At 63.4% G+C, this 15,469-nt stretch carries 16 protein-coding genes; 5 read left to right on the forward strand and 11 right to left on the reverse strand.

All coding sequences use genetic code 11. The features are described from left to right. Positions 1–14: 14 nt before the first annotated feature. Positions 15–1,307, forward strand: coding sequence for an SGNH/GDSL hydrolase family protein (locus P9875_RS27195; protein ID WP_278317138.1), 1,293 nt, complete (start codon positions 15–17; stop codon positions 1,305–1,307). Here P9875_RS27195 and cysK read toward each other — a convergent pair. Next, positions 1,268–2,200: a cysteine synthase A gene (gene cysK, locus P9875_RS27200; protein WP_035822460.1), complete on the reverse strand. Its 933-nt coding sequence runs from the start codon at positions 2,198–2,200 to the stop codon at positions 1,268–1,270. The genes P9875_RS27195 and cysK overlap by 40 nt on opposite strands. A 99-nt stretch (positions 2,201–2,299) precedes the next feature. Continuing rightward, complete coding sequence (locus tag P9875_RS27205; protein ID WP_035822462.1) at positions 2,300–2,764, reverse strand: FKBP-type peptidyl-prolyl cis-trans isomerase; 465 nt, start codon at positions 2,762–2,764, stop codon at positions 2,300–2,302. A gap of 95 nt (positions 2,765–2,859) precedes the next feature. Here P9875_RS27205 and thpR point away from each other — a divergent pair, with 95 nt between their 5' ends. Then, a complete protein-coding gene (gene thpR / locus P9875_RS27210) occupies positions 2,860–3,378 on the forward strand; it encodes an RNA 2',3'-cyclic phosphodiesterase (RefSeq protein ID WP_278317139.1) in 519 nt (172 codons plus the stop codon). A gap of 9 nt (positions 3,379–3,387) precedes the next feature. Here the strand turns inward: thpR and tcdA are convergent, their stop codons facing one another. After that, positions 3,388–4,233 carry a tRNA cyclic N6-threonylcarbamoyladenosine(37) synthase TcdA gene (gene tcdA, locus P9875_RS27215; protein ID WP_278317140.1) on the reverse strand — a complete coding sequence of 282 codons (846 nt, stop codon included), beginning with the start codon at positions 4,231–4,233 and terminating at the stop codon, positions 3,388–3,390. Positions 4,234–4,345: 112 nt separating this feature from the next. Here tcdA and pdxH point away from each other — a divergent pair, with 112 nt between their 5' ends. Together pdxH and P9875_RS27225 are read left to right on the forward strand one after the other, a co-directional pair. After that, on the forward strand, positions 4,346–5,554 hold the full coding sequence (gene pdxH / locus P9875_RS27220; RefSeq protein ID WP_278317141.1) for a pyridoxamine 5'-phosphate oxidase: 1,209 nt from the start codon (positions 4,346–4,348) through the stop codon (positions 5,552–5,554). 127 nt (positions 5,555–5,681) lie between these two features. Beyond that, positions 5,682–6,917, forward strand: coding sequence for an SAM-dependent methyltransferase (locus tag P9875_RS27225; protein ID WP_278317142.1), 1,236 nt, complete (start codon positions 5,682–5,684; stop codon positions 6,915–6,917). Positions 6,918–6,933: 16 nt separating this feature from the next. On the opposite strand, the gene msrA is transcribed toward P9875_RS27225, so the two are convergent. After that, positions 6,934–7,467 carry a peptide-methionine (S)-S-oxide reductase MsrA gene (gene msrA / locus P9875_RS27230; RefSeq protein WP_278317143.1) on the reverse strand — a complete coding sequence of 178 codons (534 nt, stop codon included), beginning with the start codon at positions 7,465–7,467 and terminating at the stop codon, positions 6,934–6,936. Between the two features lie 176 nt (positions 7,468–7,643). Between msrA and P9875_RS27235 the strand changes: the two genes are divergently transcribed. Then, the gene (locus P9875_RS27235; RefSeq protein WP_077408668.1) at positions 7,644–8,150 is read left to right on the forward strand and encodes a flavin reductase family protein; all 507 of its coding nucleotides are present in this window, start codon (positions 7,644–7,646) and stop codon (positions 8,148–8,150) included. Between the two features lie 45 nt (positions 8,151–8,195). Here P9875_RS27235 and P9875_RS27240 read toward each other — a convergent pair whose 3' ends face one another. The 7 genes from P9875_RS27240 to fba all read right to left on the reverse strand — a co-directional run bounded on the left by P9875_RS27240 (position 8,196) and on the right by fba (position 15,415). Next, positions 8,196–8,882, reverse strand: a complete 687-nt coding sequence (locus tag P9875_RS27240) for an OmpW/AlkL family protein (RefSeq protein ID WP_199534208.1) — start codon at positions 8,880–8,882, stop codon at positions 8,196–8,198. Positions 8,883–8,980: 98 nt separating this feature from the next. Beyond that, positions 8,981–10,372 (reverse strand): SGNH/GDSL hydrolase family protein, encoded by a 1,392-nt coding sequence (locus P9875_RS27245; RefSeq protein WP_278317144.1) that lies wholly within the window; start codon positions 10,370–10,372, stop codon positions 8,981–8,983. Between the two features lie 241 nt (positions 10,373–10,613). Next, positions 10,614–11,633 carry an L-threonylcarbamoyladenylate synthase gene (locus P9875_RS27250; protein ID WP_278317145.1) on the reverse strand — a complete coding sequence of 340 codons (1,020 nt, stop codon included), beginning with the start codon at positions 11,631–11,633 and terminating at the stop codon, positions 10,614–10,616. Then, a complete protein-coding gene (locus P9875_RS27255) occupies positions 11,630–12,838 on the reverse strand; it encodes a 5-(carboxyamino)imidazole ribonucleotide synthase (protein WP_278317146.1) in 1,209 nt (402 codons plus the stop codon). The genes P9875_RS27250 and P9875_RS27255 overlap by 4 nt, the downstream gene beginning before the upstream one ends. Positions 12,839–12,853: 15 nt before the next feature. Beyond that, a complete protein-coding gene (purE, locus tag P9875_RS27260; protein ID WP_035822487.1) occupies positions 12,854–13,351 on the reverse strand; it encodes a 5-(carboxyamino)imidazole ribonucleotide mutase in 498 nt (165 codons plus the stop codon). A 1-nt stretch (position 13,352) separates the two neighbouring features. Beyond that, positions 13,353–14,246, reverse strand: coding sequence for a phosphoribosylaminoimidazolesuccinocarboxamide synthase (locus P9875_RS27265; protein WP_278317147.1), 894 nt, complete (start codon positions 14,244–14,246; stop codon positions 13,353–13,355). A gap of 104 nt (positions 14,247–14,350) precedes the next feature. Beyond that, on the reverse strand, positions 14,351–15,415 hold the full coding sequence (fba, locus tag P9875_RS27270) for a class II fructose-bisphosphate aldolase (RefSeq protein WP_035822493.1): 1,065 nt from the start codon (positions 15,413–15,415) through the stop codon (positions 14,351–14,353). Positions 15,416–15,469 lie beyond the last annotated feature (54 nt).

Below are 15,469 nucleotides of genomic sequence, written 5' to 3' on the forward strand. Positions count from 1 at the left end.
TGAAGCGAGCCGCCATGCAACGATTTCCCCTCCTCCCCGCCGCCCTGGTGAGCCTGGCACTGAGTGTTTCCTCCGCCCATGCGGCCGAACCTCCTCAAGCCTGGCTGGCCAGCTGGACGGCCAGCCCGCAAGCCGTGTGGCGCACCGATTTCCTCTTCCCATCCAACGTACCCGCCGTGCTGCAAGCGCAAACCGTGCGCCAGGTGGCGCGCCTCAGCGTGGGCGGCCCGCGCGTGCGCATCGTGTTGTCGAACGCGTATGGCAAGGCGCCGCTGCGCATTGGCGCGGCCACGGTGGCCCTGGCCGCGTCCGGCTCAGCCATCCAACCCGGCAGCGTGCGCACGCTCACGTTTTCCGGCCAGCCGGCGGCCAGCGTGGCGCCGGGTGCGCCGCTCGTCAGCGACCCCGTCGAGCTGTCCGTGCCGGACCTGGCCCGCCTGACGGTGAGCATCCATTTGCCGCAAGCCAGTCCCGTCTCCACGTTTCACTGGGATGGCCGCGAGACGGCGTGGATCGCGCCGCATGACCAGACGCAGGCGGCGCGCATCGATGATGGGCCCGGCGTGCAAGCCACCACGGCGCGCCTTTTACTGACGGCCATCCAGGTGGAGGCGACGGCGGCGGGGCAAGCAGTGGCCATCCTTGGCGATTCCATCACCGATGGCGCCAGCGCCAGCCTGGGGATGGATGCGCGCTGGCCCGATTTCCTGGCTGAACGCCTGGCGCCGCACGGCGTGGCCGTGGTCAATGCGGGCATTTCCGGTGGGCGACTGTTGTCCGACGGCATGGGAGACAACGCCCTGGCGCGTTTCGAGCGCGACGTGCTGGCGCAGCCTGGCGTGCGCACGGTGATCGTCTTGTTGGGCATCAATGACATCAGCTGGCCCGGTACGGCGTTTGCGCCACGGGAAAAACGGCCGACATTGGAGGAATTAACAAACGGCTACGCCCAGCTGGTGGCCCAGGCCCGCAGCCGCGGCGTGCGCGTGATCGCGGCCACCCTGACGCCGTTCGCAGGCGCCCTGCCCGGCACGCCCCTGAGCAACTATTATCAGCTTGATAAAGATGCATTGCGACAGCAATTGAATGCGTGGATACGCGCCAGCGGCCTGTTTGATGCCGTCCTCGACTTCGATGCGCTGGCGCGCGACCCTGCGCACCCGCTGCGCCTGCTGCCCGATTACGACTCGGGCGACCACCTGCACCCGGGCGACGCGGGCAACCGCGCGCTGGCGGAAGGGATAGACCTGTCCCTACTGTTTACAAATCAATCACCGAGGCCTGCGTACAAAGCCGTGCTCAGGTAGCGTTCGCCGAACGACGGGATGATGGTGACGATGGTCTTGCCCGCGTTTTCCGGACGGCGCGCCACTTGCAGGGCGGCCCACAGGGCGGCACCCGACGAGATGCCGACCAACAAGCCTTCGTCGCTGGCGGCCAGGCGCGCCGTGGCGAAGGCGTCGTCGTTCTTGACGCAAATGATTTCGTCGTAGATGGTCGTGTTGAGGATCTGCGGCACGAAACCGGCGCCGATTCCCTGGATCGGGTGCGGCCCTTTCGTGCCTTTCGACAGCATCGGCGACGCTTCCGGTTCCACGGCAATCACTTGCACGCCGGGTTTGCGTTCCTTCAGCACTTCGCCAATGCCCGTGATCGTGCCACCCGTGCCCACGCCGGCGATGACGATATCGACTTGCCCATCCGTGTCGCGCCAGATTTCCTCGGCCGTCGTGGCGCGGTGGATGGCGGGATTCGCGGGATTGTTGAATTGCTGCAGCATCAGGTAGCGCGGGTCGGCCGCCACCAGTTCCTCGGCCTTGCGGATGGCGCCCAGCATGCCTTCGCTGCCTGGCGTAAGCACCAGCTCGGCGCCATAGGCGCGCAGCAGGATGCGCCGCTCGCGGCTCATGGTGTCGGGCATGACGAGGGTGCAGCGGTAGCCGCGCGCGGCGCACACCATGGCCAGCGCGATGCCCGTGTTGCCGCTGGTGGGCTCGACGATGACGGTATCAGGATGAATCTTGCCAGCGGCTTCCGCGGCGACGATCATGGCCAGGCCGATACGGTCCTTGACGCTGTGCGCGGGATTGTAGAATTCGAGTTTGGCCAGGATGGTGGCCACACTGCCGGCGGCGATGCGGTTGATGCGCACCAGGGGCGTGTTGCCGATCAGTTCAGTGACGTCGTTGGCGATGTTCATGGGGGTGGTCTCCACAGCAATTACAGAAGAACCCAGTCTACCGTGTTTCAGCGCGTAAATGGCGGCGGCGCGGGGATGCGCCGCCGCCAAACCGAACAATTACTTCACGTCCAGCAATTCCACGTCGAAGATCAGTGCCGAGTTCGGCGGAATGTCGCCATTGCCGGCGCCGCGCGGACCGTAAGCCAGTTCGCCTGGAATGATCAGGGTGCGCTTGCCGCCCACTTTCATGCCGGCCACGCCCTGGTCCCAGCCCTTGATGACCATGCCCTTGCCGAGCGGGAAGTCAAACGGGCCACGGCCCACGGAGCTGTCGAATTTCTTGCCGCGCGAATCTTTCGCCAGCGGACGATACAGCCAGCCCGTGTAGTGCACGGTGACTGCATTGCCGGCGGACGCTTCCTTGCCCGTGCCGACCTTGTTGTCGATCAGGATCAGTTTATCGGCGACAGGGCCGGGGCTCAGCGAGACGGCGGAGGCGGGAACAGGCGCTGGCGCCTGTGCCTGCGCCAGCGACGCGGCGACGGAGCAGATCAGGGCAAACAAAACGGAGCTACGCGTCATGATGTATTCTTTCAGTGAGTTTCGGTGAGATCCCTGCCAGTGCAAGTGGGCAGGCAACGCCAATAATAGCAAACCGCCGCAACGATAGGAAAAACTTGTCGCCCGATACCCATTGCCCCCGTCTGTTTTACGCGCTGTGGCCCGACGCGGCCACGCGCGCGGCGCTGGCCGCCTGGCAGGCGCGCCTGGAAGGCAAACCCGTGCGCGCGGACAAGCTGCACCTGACCCTGGCCTTCCTGGGTCAGCGCCCGGCCAGCGAGCTGCCGGCCCTGCTCGATATTCTGGCGCACACACCGGCGCGGCCCATGCCCTTGCTGTTCGATCACGCCAGCCACTTTGCGCAGCTGGCGCTGGCCTGGGCCGCGCTGGCGCAACCTTCGCCGGCCTTGCTGGACTTGCGCGCGGCCTGCATGCAGCGCTTGGCGGAACAGGGACTGGCGCCCCGCTTCGAGCACGACCGCTTTACGCCGCACGTGACCCTGGCGCGCCAGGCGCCGCCACCGGCCATCGGGGACTTCGCGCCCATCACCTGGCTGGCGGACGAGCTGGTGCTGGTGGAATCGCTGAAAAGCAGCGGCGACTACCGCATCCTGGCCAGCCGGAAACTAAGCTAGGCGACTAAGCTAGGCGGCGTCCGGCAAGGCCGCTGATTTGTCCTGGCGCAAGCTTTTCAGCGCATGGGCGGCCGCCACCATGCCGAAGCTGGCCGTCACCACCACGCTGGAACCGAAGCCGGCACAGTTCAGGCCCGTGACGCCGGCGGCGGGCGCGCCATCGATGGCGCACGCTTCGGCGCTTTCTGGCGTGCTCAACGGTTCCATGGAAAACACGGCGTCGACGTTGAATTTGTTTTTCACGCCACGCGGGAAACCATATTCAGTACGCAACAGTTTGCGTACTCGCTTGAGCAGCGGTTCCTGTTCCGTTTTCGACAGGTCGCGCACGGCGATCAAGGTCGGGTCCGTCTGGCCGCCCGCGCTGCCGATGGTCAGCATGGGAATGTTGCGCGCGCGGCAATACGCGATCACGGCCGCTTTCGCCTTGGCATTGTCGATGGCGTCGACCAGGTAGTCGAAATCGCGCCCGCCCAGCAACTGCTCCAGATTATCGGGAGTAATAAAATCCTCGATCTGCGTGACCTGGCAAAACGGGTTGATCAGTTCGATGCGTTCGGCCAGGGCCGTGATCTTGGCCTGGCCGATGGTATCGCTCATGGCCTGGATCTGGCGGTTGATATTCGATTCGGCAACATTGTCGAGGTCGATCAGGGTCAGGCGGCCGACGGCGCTGCGCGCCAGCGCTTCGACGATCCAGGAACCGACGCCGCCCACGCCGATCACACACACATGCGCGGCGCGGAAGCGTTCCAGCGCGGGGGCGCCGTACAGGCGGGCGATGCCGCCGAAACGCCGCTCAAAATCGATCTCGGTCAAGTCCATGGAAATTTGTTCATTGGTGGAGGTATGCATGGCGCCATTTTAACGGACACTGCGCTGGCGGATATTCTAAAATAGCCGAATTGACACAGCGACAATCCAAACCGTCGCCACGCCCCCACACCGCCCACCACGAGAACTCGCCATGACCTCTCCCCTGTTCGACTCCGTTCCCGGCTTTGACCAGCCCATCGCCGTGCTCAAGCATTGCCACGACAAGATCCGCAAGCAGCTGACGACCCTGCAAAACCTGCTGGGCCATCTGGCGCAGCACGGCAACACGGCGGACGCGCAGCAGGCGGCCAAGGCGGTGTTGCAATATTTCAATAAAGCGGCCCATCTGCACCATGACGATGAAGAGCAGGATTTGATGCCCATGCTGCAGGCGACCGCCACGGGCGACGATGCCGCCCTGCTGGTGACCCTGGTGCCGGAAATCCTTGCCGACCACCAGCGCATGGACCAGGCCTGGCTGACCCTGCGCCCGGAACTGGACGCCATCGCGGCCGGCACGGGCACCCAGCTGGCCGACGAGGGTGTGGCCGCCTATGTCGCCGCCTACCAGGCCCACATGACTAAGGAAGAGGGGCATTTGGCGCCGATGGCCAAGCGCCTGTTCAGCGCGCAACAGATGGAGCGGCTGGGTACGGCCATGCAGCGCCGCCGCGGCATCGCGCCCGATGCGCCGGAACTGCCCGCAGTGCCGGATGCGGCCGCCGTGCTGGCCGCCATGCGCACCGACTACGTGCAATCGAGCCTGAGCGAGACGGACGTGCTGGCCGATCCCATCGCCCAGTTCCAGAAATGGTTTGCCGAGGCCGTCAACGCGCAAGTGATGGAACCGAACGCCATGGACTTGTCCACCGTCACCCCTGATGGCAAGCCCAGCTCGCGCATCGTGCTGATCAAGCAGTTCGATGAACGGGGCTTTACCTGGTACACGAATTACCACAGCGACAAGGGCCAGCAGCTCGAACACAATCCACACGCCGCCCTGCTGTTCTTCTGGCGCGAGCTGGAGCGGCAAGTGCGCATCGAGGGCACGGTGGTGAAAACCACGGCGGCCGAGAGCGACGAGTATTTCAATGTGCGCCCCCTGCAAAGCCGCTTGTCGGCGATTGCCTCGCAGCAAAGCGCCCCCATCGACAGCCGGGCCGCGCTGGAAAGCAATTATGAGGCCGTGGCCGCCGCCGTCGGCGACGCGCAGCCGCCGCGCCCGGCACACTGGGGCGGCTACCGCTTGCAGCCCGAGCGCATCGAATTCTGGCAGGGACGCCGTTCGCGCTTCCACGACCGCATCGTGTTTACGCGTGGTGCTGACGGGCAATGGAGCATGCAACGCTTGCAACCTTAAGCAGGATAGGCCGGGCGGCGCAAAGCAGGCTGGTCAATATCGGTGTAGGCTATGAGGATAGAAGTTACTAAATGACATTGTTTCTCAATTTGCGGCTGCCACGGCGGCCGCTGCATTGGAGGCCATTTTGTTTGTACAAAACCAACTCAAGTCCTGGATCGCCAGCATCCGCAGCAAGACCGCCTTGCCGCTACGCATAGAATTGTGGAACGGCCAGCACGTCGACCTGTCCAGCGAAACGCCCAGAGTCACCATCCGTTTGCCGACCGTCGCCTCGGCCCGCTATCTGCTGAACCCGTCGCTGGCCAACCTGGGCTCGGCCTATGTGGAAGGCAATATCGAGGTCAAGGGCAAAGCGATGGACATGATTTCCATCTGCAATGCCCTGGCGCGCAATACCTTGAAGCCGGAAGGCAAGCTGGCCCGCATCGTGCGCAGCTTTACGCACGACAAGAGCAAGGATGCGGAAGCCATCCGCTACCACTACGATGTGTCGAACGCGTTCTATGAACAGTTTCTCGACCCCGCCCTCGTGTATTCCTGCGCCTATTTTGAACAGGGCGATGAAACCCTGGCGCAGGCGCAAGTCAAGAAGATCGACCATATCCTGAAGAAAATCCAGCTGCAGCCGGGCCAGACCCTGCTCGACATCGGCTGCGGCTGGGGCGCGCTCGTCATCCGTGCCGCGCAGCAATATGGCGCCCGCTGCGTGGGCGTGACCCTGTCGGAAAACCAGTACGCGCTGGCGCGCGAGCGCGTGGCGGCGGCCGGCCTGGCGCACCTGATCGACATCCGCCTGCAAGATTACCGCGACGTCACGGGCCAGTTCGACCGCATCACCAGCGTGGGCATGTTCGAGCACGTGGGCCTGAAACACTTGCCCGACTACTTTTCCATCATCCATAAACTGCTGGCGCCGGACGGCATGGCGATGAACCACGGCATCACCTCGACCGATCCGGAGAATGGCGAGACGCCATACGGCGGCGGCGAATTCATCGAGAAATATGTGTTTCCGCACGGCGAGCTGGCGCACATCGGCAATGTCCTGAAAACCATGCAGCAAGGCGGGCTGGAAGTGCTGGATGTGGAAAACCTGCGGCGCCACTATGCGCGCACCTGCGCCCTGTGGACGGAGAATTTCGAAGCCCACGCCGAGCAGATCCGTCCGCTGGCGGGCGAACGGCGCTTCCGCATCTGGCACGTCTACCTGGCCGGCTGCGCCTATGCCTTCGAGCAAGATTTGATCAGCCTGTACCAGATCGTCTGCGTGAAGGCGGGCCGGCGCTCTTCCACGCTGCCCTGGTCGCGCAACTACATGTATGCGCAGGACGCCAAGCCGGCGCCCGTGCTCGAGAACTGACAGGCACGCGGGGCGTTCACTTCAGGCGTCCCGCGTACATGGCGCGAAATTTCTCCACCTTCGGCACGACGACCAGCGCGCAATAGCCCTGCAAGGGATGCTGCTCGACATAATTCTGGTGGCACTCCTCGGCTGGATAAAAGACGGCGGCTGGCGCCAGTTGCGTGACGATGGGCGCATCCCACACACCGGCCATCTCGGCCACGACCTTGCGCGCCACGCTTTCCTGCGTGGACGACTGGTAATGGATGACGGAACGGTATTGCGTGCCAACATCATTTCCCTGGCGATTCAAGGTCGTGGGGTCGTGCAAGGTAAAAAAGATTTCCAGCAAGTCGTGGTAGCTGATGATGGCGGGATCGAATTCCAGGCGCACCACTTCCGCGTGGCCCGTCTCGCCCGTGCACACCTGTTCATAGCTGGGGTCAGGCACCTTGCCGCCCGTGTAGCCGGCCTCGACGCGCGTCACGCCGCGCACTTCCCCGTACACGGCGGCCAGGCACCAGAAACAGCCACCGCCGAATACCGCCACTTCCGTCTGTTGATGCATGATGCCCTCCCGCAACGCCTCTGCGACGTATCATTTCACCACTGTAACGTAAAGCGCAACGGCCTGCAGCGCCGCTTGAAACGGTGCGTTAGGCACCGCACATAGGGGCATGCTGGCCACGATTGCGCTGGCGCGGCCGATTTTTGGCATAATGTCAGCAAATAGACAGGTCACCCATGAACACACGCTCTCCCCGCGCGCCAGCGCAAGAATTCGATACGACACATTTCCGCCAGGCACTGTCACAGTTTGCCACCGGCGTGACGGTCATCACGACGCGCCTGGCCGACGGCAGTTTCCGTGGCTTGACGGCCAGTTCCTTCAATTCCGTCTCGCTGTCGCCGCCGCTGGTGCTGTGGAGCCTCGGTTCCGTGGCGAACAGCATGCCCATTTTCAGCGGCAACTCGCATTACGTCATCAATGTGCTGGGCGCCGACCAGGCGGAACTGGCGACGCGTTTTTCACGCCGCACGCCGAATCCCTTCGACGATGTCGAGTACGAACTGTCGCGCACGGGCCAGCCCATCCTGAAAGGCGCATCGGCCTGGTTCGAATGCCACAACCGCAGCCGCTATCCGGAAGGCGACCACGTCATTTTCGTGGGCGAAGTGGAACAATGCGCGTTTGCCGCGCAGCCGCCCTTGATCTTCCACAATGGGAAGTTCAATACCCCGCCAGCCTGAGCGTGAACGGGACAAAAAAAAATCCGCCGAAGCGGATTTTTTGTTTTACAGGGTAAAGTTATACCCGATGCTGATACTCACGGCAACCGGGTCGAGCTTGATGTCCTGCGTCTGCCCCGTCGAGAATTTCGCCTTGGTTTTCAGGTAGGTCTTGACCACGGCCACATCGGCAAACCAACGCTCGTTGAAGGCCAGGGTGCTGCCGACCACTAGGCTGCCGGTCAGCTTGTTGTCCATGCGGTAGGTCACTGGTTTTCCACCCGGATCCAGCAAGGCCGTCATCTGGCCCGAACCTTTTTCCTTTTGGAAATAGGCATACGTCAAGCCCGCGCCCACGTAGGGGCGGATCATCGCATTGGGCTGGAAGAAACGGTACTGGATGAAGGCCGTCGGCGGCAAGGCTTCCGCCGTCCCCAGCTTGCCCGTGCCCTTGATGGAACCGTCGCCGATCAGGTCATGCTTGTACGGCACGCCCAGGATCATTTCAGCGGAAACATTGTCCGTGATCATGTAGGCAAAGGTCAGGATGGGCTTGGTATCCGACTTGACGTCGGCTTTCGTGCCCGGCAGTGCCGGCGCGGAAATGTCGCCACTGTCCACGTGCGGTGTGATCTTGTTGAGGCCGGCTTTGACCATCCAGGTGCCTGCGCTTTGCGCCGAAGCGCCCGTCGCCATGGCCATCGCGGCAGCCGCGGCCAGCACGCGTACAGCGGTATTCAAACGATTCTTCATCTTGTCTCCTGATCATTATGTGCGGATAGCCGGGCTATCCAAACTTGTCGCTGCCAGCGCCAGCCACGTCCCGTAGACGTAGCTGGCGCGGCCATCCCTTACAGCCAGCCCCGCACGACCATGTCCTTGGCCACGTAACGGGCCAGCAACAGGTTGTTGAACGGCGTAGGATGCACATCGTCGGCATACGAGTAGTGGCTGACGTCGCCCGCTTTCAGGTTCGTGCCATTGCAGACCAGCGAGCTGCCCAGGGAATTTTTCGCTGGCGACAGGTCGCACGCCGTCTCGCTGACGTTGGTCAAGCCATACGGGGCAGGATTGACGCCCTGGTCATGGCTGACGGCATACACGTCGACCAGCAAGACTTTCGCATTGCCGTTCAAGCCGGCGCTCAGTTCGATGTTGAAGGCGCTGACCATGGCATTGATGAGCGCCTTGGTATTGGCATCCTTGCTCAGGCCCGATGGTGTACCGGCCACGTCCGGCAGGTTGTTGACCACCACATTGTTGGCGCCCTTGGCAATGATCTGGTCCTTGACCTGCGCCACCAGTTCGATACCAGCTTTTTTCATCTCGGCAACCAGCAACGGCCCCTGGGCCGCAGCGTATTCGGCACCGGCCTTGGCGCCAGCCGCATTGCCCGTCACAGTCGCATCGGCTTGCGCCTTGGCGACCAGCGGGCCATACACGGTGGGCGAACCGACGGCGGCATTGCCCGGCTGGTTGGCTGCAGCGAAGACGGCGGCCTGCACAATCGATGTCGATGTCGCGCCAGGTGCCGCACTGGCTGTCTTGATGGCGGCGCCAATGGCAACCACTGCCGTGTTGGGATTGGTGGCGCCGGCCGCCAGGGCCACCGCCAGGTTGGTCGCGAAGGCTTGCGCACCCGCGGCAGCGCCCGCCTTCTTGCCGGCTTCCGTCGCGCCCGCTTGCAATTGACCCAGCAGGAACAGCACGTCATTACCGCCGGCCATCACGAAAACGACTTCCGTGCCGCTGAACTTGCCGCCGGAAACAGCCAGATGGTTCGCGATCTGCGTCACCACGGGCACGGTCAGGGCGCCCAGCACACCGCCCGCCAATTTGTTGTTCGGACCAACGGGGTTGGTGACGCGCGAACCGCCCATGGCGTAGCCGAAGCAGCCGGCATGCTTGACGCGCGGAGCCTGCAGGCTCGGTACGCTGCCTTCCAGGCCCGTTTCGGCGGCGCATGGCGCCGGCAAGCCGAATTGCGCGGCCAGGTGCTCGGTCCAGTTCTTGCCCGTCAGTTCAGGATTGATCTTGGTATTGTCGCCATTGATGGTGAATTTTCCGCCACCGCTCGCCGCCACCCCGGCGACGGCATACGAACCGACATCGGACAAGCTGTCGCCGAACGACACCTGCGCCGTGTATTTGACTTTCAAGGCTTGATCACCGCCACTGGCGCCGCCGCAACCTGCCAGGACAGCCGCTGCCAGCACGGCCAGCGCGAATTTGGTTTGATGCATTTTGTCTCCTCGGTCTTTTTTCTGGTTTCTAAACGAACGGGCGTGCTATTCGCTACCCAACTAATATGCCATCGTTCCTCAGGCTTGTATAGAAAATATGTTTTAAAAATCAACGAAATAACAACACTGACGGCACCCTGTCATGGCCGGGCGATCAGATGGATTATGGCGGATTTACTATGTTTCGTGGCAAGCATCGCTATTGCGCTGCATCAAGAAAAAGCCCCTTGCGGGGCTTTTTTCAGACGGACAGGAATTGCTGCAAGATACCACTTGAGCCGAATGCGGCACGCCGCAGACGGTCGTTGACGCCCAGCCACGCGGGGCCGGTCGGTGGGGCTTCGACGAGTATCAGCTCGGCGCCGACCTGGTCCATCGTGCGCAGCGAGGCATACAGCGCATGTGCGTAATTTTCCGGTGTCGCGGCCAGGCGCACGCTGGCGCTGGCCGGCGGCAGATCCGAGTAATGGATCAGGGCCACGCGGCGCCCGTCATTGAGCAGGCGGTTCAGGGTGGCGCTCACGTCGTCGCTGTGCTGCATCGCAACAGGCGTGTGCGGCGCGTAATGCGATTCCAGGGTGCCCGAGGCGCGCGGCGCGGCAGCGTCCGCCACTGCCGGTGCGCGGCCGATGACGGCGGCGATCTGTTCGCTGCTGATATGGCCGGGACGCAACAGCACGGGACCGTGTGTGGCCAGGCGCGACAGGTCGACGATGGTCGACTCGATGCCCACGTCGCTCTGCCCGCCATCGAGGACCTGGCCCAGCAAGCCACTGGCGAGTTCCGCCGCGAATTCATCGCGCACGTGCTGCGCCGTGGTCGGGCTGACGTTGCCGAATTTGTTTGCCGACGGCGCCGCCAGGCCGCCCTTGCCACCCTTGAAAGTGCGTAGCAAGGCGATAGCCACCGGATGCGACGGGCAGCGCAAGCCCACCGTGTCCTGGCCGCCGGAGACGGCGTCGGGAATATGCGCGGCGCGCTTGACGATCAGAGTCAGCGGACCGGGCCAGAAAGCGTCCACCAGTTGCTGCGCCTCGACTGGAATGTCGTCGGACCAGTGCGCCAGATCGGCGCCGGGCGCCACGTGCACGATCACGGGGTGGTCGGAAGGCCGGCCCTTGGCTTCATAGATGCGTGCCACGGCGGCCGGGTTTTCCGCATCGGCGCCCAGGCCGTACACGGTTTCCGTCGGAAAAGCGACGAGGCCGCCCGCCTCCAGCACGGCGGCAGCAGCTGCCAAGTCTTGCGCGGACACGCTCACGGCGCGATTCCCAAAATCAGGCAAGCGTCGCGCAGGCGCTGCTGCGCTTCCGGCAAGGTGGCGGCGATGAAGGTCAGGTGGCCCATCTTGCGGCCACGGCGCGGATCATCCTTGCCATACAGATGCAGGCAAGCGCCCGGCAGCGCCAGCACCTGGTCCCACGCCGGTTCGCAGGCAGCATCGCTGTCGCCGGCAAACCAGGCGTCGCCGAGGATGTTGAGCATCACGGCCGGCGAATGCTGGCGCACGTCGCCCAGCGGCAGACGCGCCATGGCCCGCACCTGCTGCGCGAACTGGCTGGTGACGCAGGCATCCATCGTGTAGTGGCCGCTGTTGTGCGGACGCGGCGCCATTTCATTGACCACCAGGCTGCCATCTTCCAGCACGAAAAATTCGATGCACAGCACGCCGACATAGCCGAGTTCGGCCACCATGGCTTGCGCCGCCCGCTGCGCCTTGGCGGCGCAGTCATCCGACACGTTCGGACCCGGCACGGTGGTGGTAAACAGCACGCCGTCGCGGTGCACGTTTTCGGCGATCGGATAGACGACCGATTCGCCATCCACGCCGCGCGCCGTCAGCACGGACACTTCATACGCCAGCGGCAGCATCTTTTCCAACAGGCAAGTTACTTCGCCCATTTCCGCGAACGCGGCGCGCACATCGTCGCGCGTGCGCACGCGGAACTGGCCCTTGCCGTCATAGCCCATGCGCACGGTTTTCAAGATACCCGGCAGCAAGTCGTCGCTGATGGCGTCGATGTCAAGCTGCGTGGCGATGACCATGTGCGGCGCCGGCAGCACGCCCGATTTCTCCGCACAGTCGACAAAGAAACGCTTTTCCGCGATGCGGTCCTGCGCCACCGACACGCCATGGGCGTTCGGGGCCACGAACACGCGTTCGGCCAGGCGCGACAGGCTGTCGGCCGGCACGTTCTCGAATTCCGTGGTGACGGCCAGGCATTGCGCCGCCAGGGCGTCGAGGCCGGCGACATCGCTATAGCCGGCATTGATGAGGCGCTGCGCCACCTGCCCCGCAGGGCAAGTGGCGGCCGGTTCCAGCACAGGTTCAAGAACTGCAACCTGATAACCCATGCTCTGGGCGGCCTGGGCAAACATGCGGCCGAGCTGGCCGCCACCCATCACGCCCAGCCACGCCGATGGATTAGCGGCAGGCAGCAATGGGGAAGTCGATTTACTATTCATTATTTTTCAAACACATTATTCAGGCAAGACCATGGCCTTGGCGGCGGCCGTTTGCGTGGCACGGAAGGCTTCCAGGCGCTCGGCCAGGGCGTCGTCATTGGCGGCAAGCATCGCCACCGCCGTCAGCGCCGCATTCGCCGCGCCCGCTTCGCCGATGGCGAAGGTGGCCACCGGCACGCCCTTGGGCATTTGCAGGATGGACAGCATGGAATCTTCGCCGCGCAAGTATTTCGACGGCACGGGCACGCCCAGTACGGGCACGATGGTCATCGCCGCCACCATGCCAGGCAGGTGGGCCGCGCCGCCGGCGCCGGCGATGATGGCGCGCAAGCCGCGCGCGCGCGCGCTTTTCGCGTACGCATACATCTCGTCGGGCATGCGGTGCGCGGAAATGACTTGCGCTTCGTACGGCACGCCAAACTGTTTCAGGATGGCGACCGCGTTCTGCATCACGTCCCAGTCCGAGGACGAGCCCATGATGACGCCGACCAGCGGCTTGTTTTGCTCAGTCATCTCAGGCCTTCAGCTTCTCGCCCGTCAGGCGTTCGATGGCTTCAAAATACTTGGCCTGGGTTTTTTCGATGACGTCGGCCGGCAGCGCAGGCGCCGGTGCGGTCTTGCCCCAGGTCAGCGTTTCCAGGTAGTCGCGCACGAACTGCTTGTCGAACGATGGCGGCGAAATGCCAGGCTGGTAGGAATCCGCAGGCCAGAAGCGCGACGAGTCGGCCGTCAGCACTTCATCCATCAGATGCATGACGCCATTGTCGTCCAGGCCGAATTCGAACTTGGTGTCGGCGATGATGATGCCGCGCGTGGCCGCGTATTCGGCGGCCGTCTTGTAGAGTTGAATGGCCACGTCGCGCATCTTGGCGGCCAGGTCGGCACCGATGCGCTCTTCCATTTCAGCAAAGCTGATGTTTTCGTCATGCTCGCCCAACTCGGCCTTGGCGGCCGGCGTGAAAATCGGTTCCGGCAATTTTTCCGCCTGTTGCAGGCCCGCTGGCAGCTTGATGCCGCAGATGCTGCCCGTATCCTGGTAATCTTTCCAGCCCGAACCGATGATGTAGCCGCGCACGACTGCCTCGACCATGATCGGTTTCAAGCGCTTGGCCACGACGGCGCGGCCTTGCACTTGCTCCACTTCATCAGCTGCCACCACGGATTCCGGCGCCACGCCGGTCAGGTGGTTCGGCACGATATGGCCCAGTTTCTCGAACCAGAAGTCGCTCATCTGGTTGAGGACCTTGCCCTTGCCGGGGATAGGCTCGTTCATGACGACATCGAAGGCCGACAGGCGGTCCGTGGTGACGATCAGAATCTTGTCGTCGCCAACGGCGTAGTTGTCGCGGACCTTGCCGTGGCCCAGCAATGGCAGGGAATGGATGGAAGTCTGATAGAGGCTGTTCATAGCGGGGGAATAGTTGGATGAAACGAAACCGGCAGGCAGGGGGTGCCCGCCGGTCGAGAAAATCGGGCACGGAGCATTGCTTCCGGCCCGTTCCAGACAGAATTTTACTTCACAATTTGCGACAGCTCGCCGGCCTTGTAGCGCTCGGCCATTTTTTCCATCGTGATGACCTTGATTTTCGACGCCTGGCCTTCGCAGCCGAAAGCCTGCATGCGCGCGCGCACGATTTGCTCGGCGGCGGTGCGCGCTGGCTTCAGGAAGTCGCGCGGGTCGAATTTCGACGGGTTCTCGAACAGGTACTTGCGCACGGCAGCCGTCATCGCCAGGCGGATGTCGGTGTCGATGTTGATCTTGCGCACGCCGTGACGGATGCCTTCCTGGATTTCCTCGACTGGCACGCCGTAGGTTTCCTTCATGTCGCCGCCGAATTCGCGGATGATGGCCAGCAATTCCTGCGGCACCGACGAAGAACCGTGCATCACCAGGTGGGTGTTCGGGATGCGCGCGTGGATTTCCTTGATGCGGTCGATGGCCAGAATGTCGCCCGTCGGCTTGCGCGTGAATTTGTAGGCGCCGTGCGAGGTGCCGATGGCGATCGCCAGGGCGTCGCACTGGGTGCGCTGCACGAAGTCGGCCGCTTGCGCCACGTCCGTCAACAGTTGCTCGCGCGTCATGGTGCCGTCCGCGCCGTGGCCGTCTTCCTTGTCGCCCTTCATGGTTTCCAGCGAACCGAGCACGCCCAGTTCCGCTTCCACCGTCACGCCGATGGCGTGCGAGAATTTCACCACTTCACGCGACACTTCCACGTTGTAGTCGTAGGAGGCAACCGACTTGCCGTCCGCTTCCAGCGAACCGTCCATCATCACGGAAGTAAAACCCGAGCGGATGGCGGCCATGCAGACGGCCGGCGACTGGCCGTGATCCTGGTGCATGACGACGGGAATGTGCGGATACGCTTCGACGGCGGCGTCGATCAGGTGGCGCAGGAACGCTTCACCGGCGTACTTGCGCGCGCCAGCGGACGCCTGCATGATCACCGGCGAGTTCAGCGCATCGGCGGCGGCCATGATGGCTTGCACTTGCTCCAGGTTGTTGACGTTGAAAGCAGGAATGCCATAACCGTTTTCGGCGGCATGGTCCAGCAGTTGACGCATGGATACGAGAGACATGGTAATACTCCAGATAACAATAGAAACCGTTGCGGCGCTTCGCGGTCGATGACC

It is taken from the genome of Janthinobacterium rivuli (assembly GCF_029690045.1).
Taxonomy (GTDB): Bacteria; Pseudomonadota; Gammaproteobacteria; order Burkholderiales; family Burkholderiaceae_D; genus Janthinobacterium; species Janthinobacterium rivuli.

Excerpts from the sequence above, each read along its gene's own strand:
- cysK (WP_035822460.1), bottom strand. The coding sequence starts at position 2,200 with ATGAACATCGCCAACGACGTCACTGAACTGATCGGCAACACGCCCCTG.
- P9875_RS27235 (WP_077408668.1), top strand. The coding sequence starts at position 7,644 with ATGAACACACGCTCTCCCCGCGCGCCAGCGCAAGAATTCGATACGACA.
- tcdA (WP_278317140.1), bottom strand. The coding sequence starts at position 4,233 with ATGCATACCTCCACCAATGAACAAATTTCCATGGACTTGACCGAGATC.
- msrA (WP_278317143.1), bottom strand. The coding sequence starts at position 7,467 with ATGCATCAACAGACGGAAGTGGCGGTATTCGGCGGTGGCTGTTTCTGG.
- P9875_RS27255 (WP_278317146.1), bottom strand. The coding sequence starts at position 12,838 with ATGAATAGTAAATCGACTTCCCCATTGCTGCCTGCCGCTAATCCATCG.
- P9875_RS27245 (WP_278317144.1), bottom strand. The coding sequence starts at position 10,372 with ATGCATCAAACCAAATTCGCGCTGGCCGTGCTGGCAGCGGCTGTCCTG.
- pdxH (WP_278317141.1), top strand. The coding sequence starts at position 4,346 with ATGACCTCTCCCCTGTTCGACTCCGTTCCCGGCTTTGACCAGCCCATC.
- P9875_RS27240 (WP_199534208.1), bottom strand. The coding sequence starts at position 8,882 with ATGAAGAATCGTTTGAATACCGCTGTACGCGTGCTGGCCGCGGCTGCC.
- fba (WP_035822493.1), bottom strand. The coding sequence starts at position 15,415 with ATGTCTCTCGTATCCATGCGTCAACTGCTGGACCATGCCGCCGAAAAC.
- purE (WP_035822487.1), bottom strand. The coding sequence starts at position 13,351 with ATGACTGAGCAAAACAAGCCGCTGGTCGGCGTCATCATGGGCTCGTCC.
- P9875_RS27205 (WP_035822462.1), bottom strand. The coding sequence starts at position 2,764 with ATGACGCGTAGCTCCGTTTTGTTTGCCCTGATCTGCTCCGTCGCCGCG.
- P9875_RS27195 (WP_278317138.1), top strand. The coding sequence starts at position 15 with ATGCAACGATTTCCCCTCCTCCCCGCCGCCCTGGTGAGCCTGGCACTG.
- P9875_RS27265 (WP_278317147.1), bottom strand. The coding sequence starts at position 14,246 with ATGAACAGCCTCTATCAGACTTCCATCCATTCCCTGCCATTGCTGGGC.